At 37.6% G+C, this 16,327-nt stretch carries 8 protein-coding genes; all 8 read right to left on the reverse strand.

Annotated features, from left to right (window positions below; translation table 11 throughout):
* Positions 1–137: 137 nt before the first annotated feature.
* A complete protein-coding gene (locus tag ACWA1B_RS10020; RefSeq protein ID WP_456906445.1) occupies positions 138–791 on the reverse strand; it encodes an NrtR DNA-binding winged helix domain-containing protein in 654 nt (217 codons plus the stop codon).
* Positions 792–838: 47 nt separating this feature from the next.
* Positions 839–3,652 (reverse strand): beta-galactosidase GalA, encoded by a 2,814-nt coding sequence (gene galA / locus ACWA1B_RS10025; protein ID WP_456906447.1) that lies wholly within the window; start codon positions 3,650–3,652, stop codon positions 839–841.
* A 10-nt stretch (positions 3,653–3,662) separates the two neighbouring features.
* Positions 3,663–5,930, reverse strand: a complete 2,268-nt coding sequence (locus ACWA1B_RS10030; RefSeq protein WP_456906449.1) for a glycoside hydrolase family 3 N-terminal domain-containing protein — start codon at positions 5,928–5,930, stop codon at positions 3,663–3,665.
* A gap of 86 nt (positions 5,931–6,016) precedes the next feature.
* The gene (locus ACWA1B_RS10035) at positions 6,017–7,510 is read right to left on the reverse strand and encodes a glycoside hydrolase family 30 beta sandwich domain-containing protein (protein WP_456906451.1); all 1,494 of its coding nucleotides are present in this window, start codon (positions 7,508–7,510) and stop codon (positions 6,017–6,019) included.
* A complete protein-coding gene (locus ACWA1B_RS10040; protein WP_456906453.1) occupies positions 7,503–9,791 on the reverse strand; it encodes an FAD-dependent oxidoreductase in 2,289 nt (762 codons plus the stop codon). Before ACWA1B_RS10040 ends, ACWA1B_RS10035 begins: the two co-directional genes overlap by 8 nt.
* On the reverse strand, positions 9,792–11,525 hold the full coding sequence (locus ACWA1B_RS10045) for a sodium:solute symporter family transporter (RefSeq protein ID WP_456906455.1): 1,734 nt from the start codon (positions 11,523–11,525) through the stop codon (positions 9,792–9,794).
* Between the two features lie 28 nt (positions 11,526–11,553).
* Positions 11,554–13,242 (reverse strand): RagB/SusD family nutrient uptake outer membrane protein, encoded by a 1,689-nt coding sequence (locus tag ACWA1B_RS10050; RefSeq protein ID WP_456906457.1) that lies wholly within the window; start codon positions 13,240–13,242, stop codon positions 11,554–11,556.
* A 12-nt stretch (positions 13,243–13,254) separates the two neighbouring features.
* Positions 13,255–16,311: a SusC/RagA family TonB-linked outer membrane protein gene (locus ACWA1B_RS10055; protein WP_456906459.1), complete on the reverse strand. Its 3,057-nt coding sequence runs from the start codon at positions 16,309–16,311 to the stop codon at positions 13,255–13,257.
* Positions 16,312–16,327 lie beyond the last annotated feature (16 nt).

Raw genomic sequence — 16,327 nt, forward strand, 5'->3', positions numbered from 1 at the left:
TGTCTTTTATATGTTTAACAAATTGATGCACAAACAAAAATTAAATACTAAAAAATAAAAACCATAAAAATTATAATTTTATTGTTTATCCTAATCTTAAATTAGTTTTTGCCTTTTTTACTTTCAGATCTGTATAATCATAAATAATAAAGAAAATTTTCAGATGATTTTTTTTCATAGAACGCTTGATTAAATTTGTAGAAATTTGCTATCGATACTTTTTGATTCCCCTCTATTTTAACCAATACTCGCTGTTGTACCATCTTTTTGTATAACAACATTTCATCAATTTCTAGCCCGAAAATTTGCTGACAAAGTTTAGAAAGTTCATTTAAAGTAAACTTTTCAGGTAATAAACAAAACATAATTGATAATTCACGAAGTGATTTATTAAGCTGATAAAAAGCCAGATCTAACATTTGGCTGTGGCCAAATAGCAAATCTTTTACCTCTCTCACATCTTTCCACTTTTTATACGTATTAATCCTACTATAATTTATCTTATAGTCTTTCATATTAATTAACGCATAATAGCCTATCGTAACGGTGTTTTTTGTTGGATCACTCTCAAAATTTACAAACGTTTTATACTGCCTCAATAGCAGTTTTTTTTCAATATCATGCTCAATTAAAACACGTACCGCAGCTTCATCTGTATTTTCACCATTTTTAAGTGCTCCAGATACAGTACCCCACTTTGCATTAGAAGAAATATCATTCTTTGTCAAAAGCACTTTTAGAACTCCTTCATCATACCCAAAAACAACACAATTAATAATAATTTTATCCATATGCTATTTTTTAAACTTATTGGTTCTTTTTAATTCTAATGGAAAAACTATTCAATAGTAACCAATCCACCGAGGCCAGCTGGCTTGCCATCTTTTGTTTCGACTAAAACACTCAGTTCTCTTTTGCCTATTCCTGCAGGAATCTGGACTTCGAAATCATTAGAAATCTCGTTATTTTTCACAGCTAGTAATGTTTTATCCAACCAGATTTCTGCTTTACCACTAAGATTTTTCAAAATAATTTTTCCTCCATTTTTCTGTTGAGTGAGATAAGGAGTAAAATTGGTACGGAAAATAGCAAAATTACCATCATGTAGAACTCGTAATTGTCCTGTGCTGACAGGCTGCCAACTATTCATATCATTATTATCAATGGCTTTATTTGGATCTGGTTTAACCACGCTTGATGGAGAAAGAAGCCATTTATCTAAAATCATATATGGCGTTTCTACGGATACAGAGGGCACATCTTGTACAGACTGAATACCAATTTTCAGTAACGCAGGTTTCAAACCAGGAGAAGATGCTTTTAAAAATAATTCTCCACTTCCTTTAGCTTTGCTCTGCAAGATGATTTGAGCAAGTCCGTTAAATAAGCTGCGCTTGTTTCCCTTTTCCATTTCATGAGAATTTGGATCACCATTTCCAAGTCCGATAATAGCTCCGTCACCCTGAAGTTCAAAATCTATAGGAAGATTAGCTGTTTGTACAGGTCTTCCTTTAGCATCTAAAACATCTACCGTAATTGGAAGTGCATCACGCCCATCTCCATTTATTTTATTTCGGTCCGGCGTTAATCTTATTTGTAAAGGTTTTCCAGTGGTCTCTACACTAAAACGTGAAACTTCTTTACCTTTTACATAACCTATCGCTTCCAGTTTTCCCGTTTGATATGGAACCTCCCAAGAGTTCATTTCATATTTGTCAACATTCTGCTCGCCAATTACTTTTCCATTTAAAAGCAATTTCACCTTCTCTGCATTGCTCATTGCCATTACCTTAATTGGTTTGCCTTCCTGTCCTTCCCAATTCCAATGAGGCACTAATTGAAGAATCGGTTTGTCTTTTATCCATTGCGCCTGATGGATATAAAAAGCTGTTTTAGGAAATCCACATAAATCCATAATTCCAAAATTAGAACCTGCGGTTGGCCACTCGAAAGGAGATGGCTCTCCATGATAATCAAATCCCGTCCAGATAAAACATCCTAATAAAAAAGGGCGCTCTGCAATATTTTTCCAATTTTGGCGCTGTGTGGCTCCCCAGCTTGCTTTTTGAGTATCATAAGCATCCAAAGTGTGCTTTGTTAAGTCAGTGACATAATTCCCACGGATCATAAATGCGGAAGCATCTTCTGAACTAGTCAATATCATTTCTGGGTGCTCCTTATGAAATTTGTCGTAATTTTCCATTTGGTAATTAAAACCAACCACATCGACTGCCTGTGAAACATTCATTGGCTCAAACAGGCCACCGTTCGCCGCCGCTGTTACAGGTCTTGTCATATCGAGTTTTTTTACCTCGGCGCGCATACGTGCGACCATTTTAAAGCCAATTTCAGTTCCTTGCATTGGTTCTTCATTAAAAACAGACCATAAAATAATGCTTGGATGATTTCTGTCCCTGCGAACCATCCAGGTAAGCTGGCTCATATACTCAGGTGACGAATTGAAATTTCTGTTTTCATCCATGACCAGAATCCCCAATCTGTCGCAGGCATCCAAAAATTCAGCTGAAGGCGGATTATGGGCACAACGGTAAGCATTGGCCCCCATTTCCTTAAGCTTTTTTATTCTAAAGTCCCACAGAGATTTAGGAACTGCGACCCCTACTCCAGCATGATCCTGATGATTACATACCCCATATAATTTAAGCGGTTTATCATTCAGATAGAATCCAGAATCGGCAGTAAAACGAATTGTTCTGAATCCGCATGATGTTGTTAAAGTATCTATTATCTGTCCTTTTTCTTGCAAAACAGTCTGCACTTTATATAATGTCGGCTCATCCACGGACCATAGCTGAGGATTATCCACCTTTAAGGATAAGTTCACAGTTGTTTTCTCGGATGGTAAAGCTTTGACTGCTGTTTCAGATGTGCTAATCTTATTTCCTTTTGAGTCTACCAAAGTGGAGGAAATTACAGCATTACTGTTTAGATATCCACTGTTTTGAAGCGTGACTTCAACGGGGATTTCCCACTCTTTATCATTCTTTTTAATAGGATTGGCAAAAACTCCATCCGTTGCAATATGGAGGGGCGAGCGCTTTACCAGCCAAGTATGACGGTAAATCCCTGCTCCTTCATACCACCAGCCTTCCTGATCGACCGCATCAACGCGTACCGAAATTACATTTAACTCGTCGCCATATTTCACCATATCCGTTATGTTAATATAAAAGGAAGTGTATCCCGACCAGTTTCTGTGAACGACATTTCCATTTAGCCAAACGGTGCAGTGCGTTGCAACACCATCAAATTGAAGTTCAAGATTTTTGCCTCTGTCTTTCGGATCGAGCTTAAAACTACGCCTATACCATCCAAATCCGCGTTTGCGATAACCCTGCGCAAGGTTAGCGGTAGAATCAATTGCACCCTCAATGGCCCAGTCATGTGGAAGATTCAAAGTTCTCCAGTTGGTATCGTCGTAATCCGAAGCCGCGGCACCTCCTGCCTTTCCTGCTTTGGCATTAAAATAACTTTCCAAATGTCCTTTGACTTCCGGAAAAGGAATATCTCCTAAATGAAATCTCCAGCCATTATCTAGAGAAAGTTTCTCTCTTTGAATTGAAGGCGAAGCCGACTGGGCAAAACTGAAAACACTCAGCATAAAAAAAATAAAACCTGCAATACATTTCATAATTATAATTTTATTTTAATTCAAATGAAGACCCTAACACATCACGCGAGTTTCCTCCAACATAAATCTTAAAAATTCCTTGTTCAACAATGCTGTTTCCGTCATGATCATAAAATTTAAGATCATCAGCACTGATCTTAAATTCTAAAGTTTTCTTTTCACCAGCTTTGAGCATTAGTTTTTTAAATCCTTTTAATTCTTTTACTGGTCTTACAATAGAAGCTGTTACATCTTGGATATAAAGCTGTGCCACTTCTTCTCCATCATATTTGCCTGTGTTTTTAAGGTCGACTGTAACCGTTAAAGAGTCTTTTTTGGTAATATTCTTTGATGACAACTGAAGATTGCTGTATTCAAATGTGGCATAGCTTAAACCGAATCCAAAAGGATACAGCGGATCGTTTGGAATGTCATGAAATCTGGAATAAAAATCTGCCGGCTTTTCTTTTGCATTAGCTTCAGGAGCTGGACGCCCAGTATTAAAATGATTATAATAAACAGGAATTTGCCCAAGAGCATAAGGAAAACTCATTACCGTTTTTGCCGATGGATTATATTTCCCAGAAAGTACTTCTGCAATTGCATTTCCCGTTTCGGTACCCAAAACCCAGCATTGTACTATTGCATCGCTTAAATTTTGAATTTCTGTCAAAATCATTGGTCGACCCGAACTTACAAGGGTTATAATTGGTTTTCCTGTTTTCTTAAGTGCTTTCAAAAGATTAATCTGTCCTTGCGGAATATTGATATCTGCCAAAGATTTATCTTCTCCCGATAAATTGTTTGTTATACCAATATTTACAATTACTGATTCTGCAGCTTGAGCATTTTTAACTGCCTCCGCTATTAATTCTTCAGAAGTCGTATTGTCTTTCTTATATCCTTCTGCATAACTCAAATTTGGAAATTGCCTTTTTAAACCTTCATAAGTTGTGATGCATTGATCAGCATTGGCACTTGCTTTCCACATATCGACCATATCGGGTTTGCTATTGGCATAAAAACCAATCAAGGCAATTTTTTGATTCGGATTTGTAATAGGTAACTGCTGCTTTTCATTTTTTAAAAGCAGGATGCTTTTTTTCGCAGCTTCTCTAGCAATTAATCGGTTTTCTGCAGTAAAGACATTTTCTTTTTCGCGTTTTTCATCCAAAAATCGATAGGGATTTTCAAATAGTCCCAGTTTAAATTTATAATACAAAATAGCTCCTACAGCCTTATCAAGAACAGCTTCAGAAATTTTTCCTTCCTTCACCAGTTCTGGAATAAATTCTATTGCAGTTCTGCTTTCCATGTCCATCATGCTTCCAGCTTTTAAAGCTTTGTAAACAGCATCTTTTCTGTCAAAAGCATAACCGTGGGCAATCATTTCTGCAAAAGCATTCCAGTCACTCACTACAAATCCTTTAAAACCAAGTCGGTTTTGCAAAATATCAGTAAGTAAAAATTTGTTGCCGCTCGCAGGAACTCCATCAAAAACATTAAAAGAGGTCATTACAGTCGCAGCACCCGATTTTACAGCAGCTTCATAAGGAGGAAGATATTTATTATAAAATGCTGTTCGGGAAACATCTACATTATTATATTCTCTTCCGGCTTCAACAGCTCCATAAACTGCAAAATGTTTCACACAGGCCAAAATATCAAAAACACCATCAAGATTACCTTGAAAACCTTTTACTCGTTGAGCTGCTATAATTGATCCATAATAAGGATCTTCTCCCGCTCCTTCCATTACACGTCCCCATCTGGGATCATTTGAAATGTCGCACATTGGAGCAAAAGCCCAGTTTAATCCAGAGGCTGCAGATTCCTTTGCTGCTATTCTGGAATTTTGAAAAACCTGTTCCATATCCCAGCTGCAGGCTTCCGCAAGGGGAATCGGAAACAGGGTTTTGTAGCCATGAATAACATCAAAACCAAATAATAATGGAATTTTTAAACGGCTTTGTTCTACGGCTATCTGCTGTACCTTTTTAATTTTAGAGACACCAAGGGTATTCAGAAACGATCCAATCTTTCCTTGTCTGACAAGATCAAGTTTTGCCTTTTCATCATCAACCTTATTATCAGGACCTGTAAACATTCCATAATTTATTTGATTGAGCTGGCCTGCTTTTTCTTCTAAAGTCATTCGGCTTAAAAGATCTTTTACGCGCGCTTCTATTGCGGCATTTTTATCAAGATAGACCGCTTTTTTATTTTGCGAAAAGGCAATAGAAGTTGCGGACAACATTAGCACAATGGCTAATGTTACCCTTTTATGAATAATAAACATAATTTCAGAAATTAGTAATCCATAAAAAATATCGGAATGATTTTTTTTGGATTATGAATTGAAAATTAAAATATATCTGCTGCTGATTATTGCTCTACCCAAAATTCAACAGAAAGATCTGGAACAACCGGACTAAAAGCTTTAGCTGATAATGCCCCCACTGTGATATCTCTTTGATAAGGCGTATATCGAAATCCTTTGAATTTTTTATCGGATTTAGTCTCAATATTAAACTGAAAAGGCTTTCCTGAACGATTTGTCAGAACAATCACCTGCTTTCCTTTTGGAGTTTTAAAAGCCATGATTCTGTTATCCTTCAAGATGATGCTTTCATCGACCGCATATCTTTTGGAATCCCAAGGCATATACTTTAAAAAGCCCGCAATAGCATTAAAATTCTTTTGAAAATAATCCCAATGCCCTTTTTGAACGCTTGCAAAATGATTAAAATTATTATCACTTTCCGGACGCCAAACTCCTAAAGCAAAACTTTCCGCTTCTTCATTTGTAGTTGGTTTTAATGCATGCAACCAAAACCAAGTTGGCGAATTGGCAAAAGTCATCCAGTTCATGATTGTCTGCGCCGTATTTACAAAATTTCCATCATTTACCTCATCATCTTTTACATAATTAAAATATTCGAATTCATTAGTAAAAACGTATTTGCTGTCTGTATCATTGCTATATTTTGGGTCATCAATCAAGATATTTGAATCAGCTCCAATACGGTGCAATACCCACGCATCAACATATTTTAATGCTGCAGTATCTTTTTTGATTTCCTTGGCAATCAATCCCAGCTGTCCGTCCCAGCTGTCTGCCATAACAACTGCATCTGGAAAAGCTTTTTTTATTTTAGGAGCAACAGCTTTAAAAGCTTTATAATAGACTTCAGCATCAAAATAATCTGTTGTTGAAAAAGACTGTTTCGCCATCTTATCATTCGGATCAACTGGTTTTTGAGGCGGTGCAATATATCCTTTTGGTTTTACATGCATTCCGGCTTCATTCTGCAATCCCCACATTTTTACTTTCAAACCATTTTTATCCAAAAACTTAGCATCATCAACCAGCGCATCACCGAAATCTTTTAAAAAATTGGCATCAGTGCTTTTTAATGTTCCTCCGATAAAAGAATTGTTAGATTTCCAAAATGGAGCGATTGACCAATACTCCAAAGAAATCCCTTCCATTCCAGAACCTTTCATCAGCTCTTTAAGATCGTTAAGCTGATTTGGATATCTTTCTCGAAAGCGTTTGCCCTCTTTATCAAGGCCCCTGAAATAAAGCCCCATTGCTAGTCTGCAATATCTAAATCCTTTGAGCATATCTTTGTAAAGACGCTTTCTTTCCGATAGAACCAGATTGTTTGGAATAGCAATAACTTCATCAGGCAATCCGACATTTCCGGACCCAATGGCATCATTTTGAATCTCAACACCCAATCCCCAGATGGTCTGTTCAGGTTTATCTAATCGTATAATATATTTGCCTTGTTCTGGCTGCTGCGCCCAGAGCTTCAGACTAAGTGATAAAATACAAATTAGAATTAAAGTCTTTTTTCTGATTGTTTTACTCATAACATCTTATTTCATAAATCTGAGCTGAAGGATCACCATTAGTAGCATTTACCTGCACGCGAAGCTGCTTGGTTTCAATACCTTCAAAATTATATTTTACCTGTCGCTGATAATTATCTTTAACATCTAAAACAGTTTCCCATTTGTTATTTCTGAATATCTGAATTTCAAAATCTTTCGGACACTGCGGGTCTCTATAAAAAGGATCATAAGCATGATATTCCCTTAAAAGATGTCCGGGAAAGGTCAATTCAACCGTTTTAATTATTTTATTCTCCTTCCATTCTAATTGCAAATATTGGGATAACGGAAGATTAGGATCTGATTTCCACAAATTAGTAAATCTATGAGGTCTCGTTACCCCGCTGACCACATTTTTTGGTCCAAAGGAAGGTTGTGGAGGATCAATTTTAAAACTTAAAGTCTGCCCATTTCCAAACCTGCGCATTTTCTCAGCACTGATTTGGTACATGGACATATGTCCAGACTCAATTTTTCCTGCAATCAGCCATTCCAGTTCAGGATTTGGAAGTATATCAAGACGAACAAACTCTCCTACCGGCGCATTATCTAAATTAACTGCCCACTCTACCCAATGCGTTCCTGATGCTACAGTTAATAAAGCTTCCGCTAAAATTTCTCCTTTATTTACAGCGTAATCCCAAATATGTTCACTCTTTCTTAACTGTACAGTAAAATTCTGTTCTGCAGCCGAATTATTACGGATACAGACTTCTATTTTATTTATGATGGATGAACCAACCGCTATAAGCTGGCCTTTTCGATATTCTAATTTCTCGATTTCATACTGAGGCTGATCCTGCCATATTTTTAGTCCCTCATGTGAACCCCTGCTTTCTGGGCCTGCACCGTATAAAAGGGCCTCACTGCTTGCCGATATTTCTGCTCTTAATGCAATATCGTTTTGGTCTTTGTTTTTGTAATTCGGAAGAAAACATCCATCTCTTAGCAGCTGTTGTTGAATTTCTTCTATAATTTCAACTGGAGATGCTGTAACGGGAATATTTTTCTGAAGTGAAAGTGCTGCTGCAGTTCCTGCTGCCTGCCCCATTAGAGCGGTTGTATTCATAACTCTTACCGTTCCTAAAGCAGCGTGAGTAACACTTACATTTCTTCCGGCCATCATCAGATTATCTACATCTTTGGCGATCAAACTTCTTAACGGAATTCCGTAAGGGCCTGCGTAACTTTTAACAGCATAATCTGAAAATGTAGAATAGTTTTCGTTGCTTGAAGGCTCACTATTTGCGGCTAATAAACCACCCGGAGTATGCAGATCAATAAACCAGCCTCCAAACGCAATTTCATCATTAAAAACAGTACAGTTCTGCGGATCATGTTCGGTCATTAAATACTGTCCCATAATACGACGGCTTTCTCTTTTTCCCGGAACCTGTCCAACCCAGTCTAAAGCATACTCTTTAGTGAGTTCCATCATTTTAGGGTCTTTATTTTTCATCCAGTCCCAAACTCCCAACGCATGACGCGTAAGTTCATGTCTTATGGTTTCGTTATCTGTGATTGTATTATACGGAACTCCAATTTCAATCCACCAATATCCACCTTTTTTTTGCTTGGGAGGTCTTCCCTGCTTGTAAAAGAAACTAGCATCTTCATATTTAACAGCCCATTCAGGCGCTTTATAAGAACACGGTTTTCCAATATATTTTGTTTTAAAATGAATAGAACTTCCCATTACATCTTTACTTGCTGTTTCTGGGGCATGAGGCTCATTAAATTCGCTTTTGGCCTCGCTTCCCAAACGATATTCACAACCTGAAAGTTCACCCACAATTCCATCTCCTGAAGCATCGATAAAAATATCAGCCTGAAGCAGAATTTCTGTTTCTGAGTTTTGGATTCTTGCTTTTACAGCTTTAATTTCTCTTCCCTCTTTAACTACATCGTATACATCTGTATTTACTTTAATGGTAAGATTAGGAGTAGACTCCGCAAGATTGTATAGGGTTAAATCCCAAATACTATTTGTCCAGCCATTCTCAAAAATTTCTTCATGATTTACTGCACGTTCCTCTATAAGCAATTCTGAAATAATACCAGTCTCTCTTCCATAAGCATGAAAAGCACATGCGCCATGAGGTGTTACTCTGATTTCTGAAGAGCTGTTTCCTCCAAAAACAGGACGATTCTGTACGATACATGTTTTACTGCCAAGACGGGCCGCTGCTACAGCTGCACAAAAACCCGCTAATCCGCCTCCAATAACTACTATTTGATAGTTTTCTTTTAAAGTCTGCATTTATATTTTTTGATTTGTTAATTTTCTTGATTTATTAATTTTTAATGAGAACAGTATAATACTGCTCAGTAGCAGCAAAAATGCTGCAAATACTCCGATAAGGTTTTTGGATCCATCTGTTGTAAAGACCATCAATCCAAACATGATTAGCGAAAGAACGCCAATGCTTAGGCCTAAAAGCTTAGCGGGAAAAAGTGCAAGTTCAAAATCTTCAGCTGCATTGGCAACCGTTTCTTTAATGAGTAATTTTTGTTTTATCTGCTCATATCCTTCGGAAGTATTTTTAGCAGTTAATTCCATTATCGCCAAAACAATAATCGGAACAAAAACACCTATTACTACCTCAAAAAGAGGACTGTTTGTATAATACAACTTCATTATGAAATTATCCAGTTTTAAAGAAACTGCTATTTTCAACAGCACCGAAACAATCACAGTTATTCCTGTAGACCACCATATTGAGCTCTGCTTTATTTTCCCAAAATACAATCCCCACAGCATTGGAAGTACCATCGCCACTACAAGCAAACCGGTAATGGTTAAGATAATTTGCTCAGCACCTCCAAAATAAGGTATACAGACTGCTATTGCCATAATAAGCAAACCAATCAATACTGAACTTAATCTTCCCACAAAAACTATTGTTTTTTCGCTTGCATCTGGATTTATAATGTCTTTGTATACACTGTTGGCTATTGCGGCCGCATAAACATTTATTTCACCGTCGATATAACTGGCTGCAGACGAAAACATAGCCGCAACTAAAAGGCCCATAAGTCCTGGGGGAAGTACCCATGCACAAGCTAGAATATAAGCTTGTTCTGGAGCGGAATCAGGATGTGCAACACGATAAATGATTGGTGGAAGCATCCATATTATTGGACTTATAATGTAAAGCCAGCCAAACAAATTAGAAGATTTTCGGGCATTTTCAGGACTGCTTACCGCTAAAAAACGCTGTACAAAAACCCATTCTCCGCCTAATTTAAAGGTGTGAACGACTACCCATCCTACCAGAAACAGCCATGTAAAATTGCCTGATACTGGTGAGAGAAAATCATTTGGCAGATGAGTCATAAGATTAGACAGACCGCCAACTTTACCTATACTCAGCGGTACAACAAATAATACAGTCATGGTCAGCACCACAAACTGAACAGCATCTATAATCAATACCGCCCACAAACCACCGCTGACAGCATACATCAGCATAAGAAAACCTGAAATAATAATTGTATATGGAATTGACAGCTTATGCGTTTCGGGATCTGCCAGCCAATTATCAGCCGACAAAGGTATTAGTGAAGACACTACTACTGCAAAAGAGTATAATGCAACCCCCATAGCGATAATTTTGAAAAGCATGCCAATCCAGGTATAAAACTGAACAGCTCCCTGTCCAAAACGAATTGACACATATTCTCCAACTGTACTTATATTTAGCGAAGCCCATTTTTTAGCAAAAAATCTGCCCACTAAAAAAGAAGCGATTCCGGAACACATCAAAATACTTACTGCTACAAAACCTTGTTTATAAGCGATTCCACCCCAAACAACAAAAGTTCCGGCTGAAAAAGCACTCATAAAAGCTGATAATCCAGAAAGCCACCAAGGAGATTGTTTTCTAACGGCAAACATATCCTCTGATGTTTTGTTGCGTTTTGATAGTATGCCACCGATAAGTAAAATACCGGCAGCATATAGAATAAGTATGATATAATCTGTTAATTCCATATAAAAATCTATAATGTTATAATCTTAATTAGTAATTAGGATTTTGGGTCAAATTAGGATTTACTGTTCTTTCAATAGCAGGGATCGGCCATAAGTATTGTCTGCTGGCATCAAATTTTCTTGTCGTGAAATTCTTCGCTGCTCCAGTGGCAATGTACGGGGTGTAGTCCGGTATACCGTCTGCATCTATCACCGGCGCACCAGCGAATGGGAATTTGGCTTTATGGATAGCATTTGCCGGAACCGGATCAGGTATGCCGACACCAGGCTTGTTTAATGCTTTTTCTGCAATTTTCCATCGGATAAGATCCATATATCTCAGACCTTCAAATGCAAACTCAACACGGCGTTCACGACGGATGATGGTTCTTAACTGCGCTTGATCTGTCACGGTAACAGCAGGATATAATGTTGTCTGGCCCACCGTTTTGCCATAAGCTCTTGCTCGGACAGTATTAAGATAAAGCAATGTGTTTGCATCAATGGTATTCATTTCAACATCAGCCTCTGCATAAATCAAGAACATTTCTGCATATCGGATAATTTTTAAATCATTGTCTTCCAATTTCCTATCAGCCCAAGATTGATCTATACCTTTTTTCCATAAAAAACCTGAAAAACTAGCATTAATAGCATTTGCACGATTATCATTATTGGTTACCATAGCATTATCACTAATTCTTCTAACTTTAAGTGAATCCGGATGAGGCTGATAGATATATCCTAGCCAGATGGAACTAAATGGTACAATAGTCTGTCCTAAACGAGGATCTCTGTTAGCAAAAGGTTTTTGCGGATTATACAATGGAGATTTGTCTACAGGCAGACCATCCGTGCATTCGTATGAATCTACTAATTCCCATGTTGGGAATTTGGCGGCAAATCCTCCTGCATTTCTGGCTATATGATCAGGGGCAACAAACCCATCAGAGACAACTCCGTTAGCCTGATCTCGTACAACCGTTAAAATATTTTCTTTACATTGTTCCCCTGCTTTCAAAAACAGATCACGATAACTAGGATATAAGCTATAAGCATTTGAATTTATAACCGCTTTGGCTGCTGCCTTGGCAATATCATATTTCCCCATATATAAGGCTGTTCTTGCTTTAACTGCTAACGCTGTGCCGCTGGTAAAACGTTGTATTGCACCCGTACTGTATGAAGCCGGCAGGTTTGCGGCTGCAAAATCCAAATCTTCAAAAATAAACTGCAATACAAGGTTTTTATCAGATCTGGTAAAAGCATAGGATTCAGCTAAAGTAATAGGTTTCGTTATTAAAGGCACATCACCAAAATGAGTAATCAACCTTGAATACTGATAGGCTCTAGCTAATTTAGCTTGCGCTTCAAACGAAGCTAAGGCCGCTGCCGATGTGTTTCCTGAAGCCCTGCTTAAACTGGCAATGATAGTGTTGGCCCTTGCAATTATCTTATAGGCATTGGTCCATAATCTTTGGGCATCAGGATCACCACTGTTCATTGTACCGCTTATTACCGCATTTGGATTGGCTCTGTATAAAAAATTATCAGTGTACTCTTCCTTATCATTTTCGATAAATGAAAAACGATATAGATCATTAACCGCTATGGTAAGTTCGGTTTCGTTTGAGTAGAAATTACCACTTGACGGATCAGACAACGGATTGTAATCTAAATCCTGACAGCCGGTAAACATCACCAAGCATAATGCTGCTAAATATATTGAGATTTTCATGAGAATTAATTTTTAAAATTTAACATTTAAACCGGTCATAAAGGTTTTAACAATTGGATAAGAAATAGCATCTACTTCTGGATCTGAGCCTTTTGGAAATTTGCTAATCGTAAATACATCATTAGCCGCCACATACAAGCGAAGTCCTTGTATTCCCAACTGGTCTGTAATTTTTTTATTAAAATTATATCCAAAAGTTATATTTTTAATTCTCAAATAACTACCATCAACAAGCCAAAAATCAGACATTGCATAGTTGTTTCCGCTGCTTGCATTAGACAATCTTGGATATTCTGCGGCAGCATTTTGTTCTGGCGTATTGCCAGAACTCCAAAATTTACCGTCAATCAGTGTTGGCACATTTCCAAATGTTTCCTGAAATGGCTGCACCGCATAATTGCTTAATCTCACCTGTTGTTTGCCTACCCCATAGGCCACAAATGAAAAGTCCATTGTTTTATATGTCAATCTGCCATTGAACCCGAATGTATATCTTGGCAGTGACCCGCCTAAAATAACCCTGTCTTTATCAGGAGTTATTTTTCCGTCACCATCTATATCAACGTATTTTACATCTCCCGGTTTGGTGCTTGCACTTGTTACTGGAGAAGCGGCAACTTCTGCAGCTGTTTGAAATATTCCATTTGATTTGTATCCATACCAAGCCGCAAATTCTTGTCCTTCAATGTTAGATGTATCCCCAAGTATTGATGTTCCTTTTAAGTCGTCAATATTTGTTTTAGCATCAGCTAAATTTGCACCTAAACTGTATTTCCAATCTGTTCCAATATTGTCTGACCATCCGACTGTAACTTCAAAACCTTTAGAACTCACCTTCCCTGCATTCTGAAACGGTGCATCATATCCTAGATATAGGGGAATATTCAATTTAAGTAATATATCCTTAGTTTGTTTGTAAAATACGTCCCCGCTTAAAGTTAATCTATTATTTAAAAATGTGGCATCCAAACCAATATCTGTACTTTCCTGTGTTTCCCATGTAATATCATTAACAGCATAATTTACCTGCGAACCTGAAGTCGGAGCAACCACAACGCCATTTTGATAAAATAAGGCGTTATATAAACTGATGCTGGCCTGATAAGGATAATTTCCAATACGCTCATTACCAGATTGTCCCCAAGAAGCTCTGAATTTTAAGAAATCAATTCCTAATTCTTTGGCTGATTTAAAAAACGGTTCTTCTGAAACTGCCCATCCGGCACCCACAGACGGAAAGAAAGCCCATCTTTGATCAGTATTAAATCTTGAAGAACCATCATAACGCCCGCCCGCCTGCACATAATATCTATTTTTAAAATTGTAAGATACTCTGCCGAAATAAGAACTTAATGCCGTTTCAGAAGCTGAACCTCCGTTATCCCTGAATGTTGGAAGCCCGTTGTCAAGATATGGAAAATTAGATAAGGTATAAGTTGCACGGGAAGCGGTTATACTTTCATTGTATGCGTAATTGCTTTCGTAACCTGCAGTAGCGTCCAAATTATGCTTCTCACCAAAACTATTAGAATAATTGGCAACAAATTGTCCATTAAATCTGTAAAAGTAAGGTCTGTCTTCTCTCAAGGAAGAAGAAGCCGGCTGCTGTCCTACTGCGACTTTCTTTGAAGGATCTAGAACATCTGTGAATTCAACTACTTTAATAAATTGTTTACTTGGTGAAAAAATTATCGTTGGTGCCGCCTGAGCCGTTAATGTAAGTCCCTTAAAAGGCTTGTAATTTACCGCAATACGCCCCGTTAAATTATTTACAACATCCTTTTTAAATCCGCCTTCACCGATTTGTGCCAATGCATTTCTACCGTCCTTACCCAGCGCATATCTTCCATCAGAATAATAATCATCATAGATAGCTGGCATTATTCTGGCATCAAGAAAAATATTATTGTTGAAGATATTGACGTCTTTGTTTTCAGTTCTCACAAAGCTCATATCAAAATTGGCTGTCAATTTTCCGTTGAATTTAAAATCATTATAAACTCCAGCATTTAACTTTTTAAAGCCACGATTATCATATAATGCTTCGCTTGAAGAGTAGCCTAAAGTAGCTCTACTTTTAATATTTTCTGAACCTGCTGAAAACGACAGATTGTGAATCATTCTTGGAGCATTATTTTTTATAATGGCAGATTGCCAATCGGTATTAGGATATAAATCAGGGTTCGCTGCATTATTAGCCATATAATTATTAATGGTCGCCTGTGAGTATAAAGGAGCGGCTCCATCATTTGCTAGATATTCATTATAGAGCTGCATATATCTTACTGCGCCAGTTGTACCTGGTTGGTTTACAGGCATGGCTTCCGCGTATTCATAACTATAATCCAAGCTCGCTTTTCCTGACTTTGCTCGTTTTGTAGTTACCAGTAGTACTCCGGCAGCTGCTCTTGAACCATAGATTGCAGTAGATGCGGCATCTTTTAAGGCAGTTATCGATTCTATATCATCCGGATTTAGGTAATCGATATTTCCGGAAGGCACACCGTCTACTATAATTAAAGGATCATTCCCGCCTGTGTCTCCTAAGGTTGTTACCCCGCGAAAGCGTATTTTTGATTGAGCACCAGGCGCAGCACCATTTCTGGAAACCGTTACTCCCGCCATAGCACCCTGCAAAGCATCAGAAACCTGGACTGTTCTTCTTCCAGTAATCTCTTGGGACTTGACTGATGCAATTGCACCTGTCAAATCTTTCTTTTTGGAAGAGCCATATCCAATTACTACAATTTCCTGTAATTCTTTACTGGAAACTTTCAATATTATATTAAGATTAGTTTGTCCGCTTAATACGATATTCTGTGTTTCGAATCCCATAAACGAAACCGTCAGAACATTTCCTTTTTCAGCCTTAATTTCAAATTTTCCATCAAAATCGGTCGTGGCACCAACTTTTGTTCCTTTGATCTGGATCGTTACACCTGGAATAATAAGTCCAGCTTCATCTTTAATAATTCCTTTTATGGTGGAATTTTGTGCAAAAGTGTTCATACAGAACAATAGTCCCATGATACACAAAATGCAGCGAATTTTGAGAAATAATTCGTACATGTTTTCTTTTGGTTTA

The sequence above is a fragment of the Flavobacterium xizangense genome (assembly GCF_054075145.1).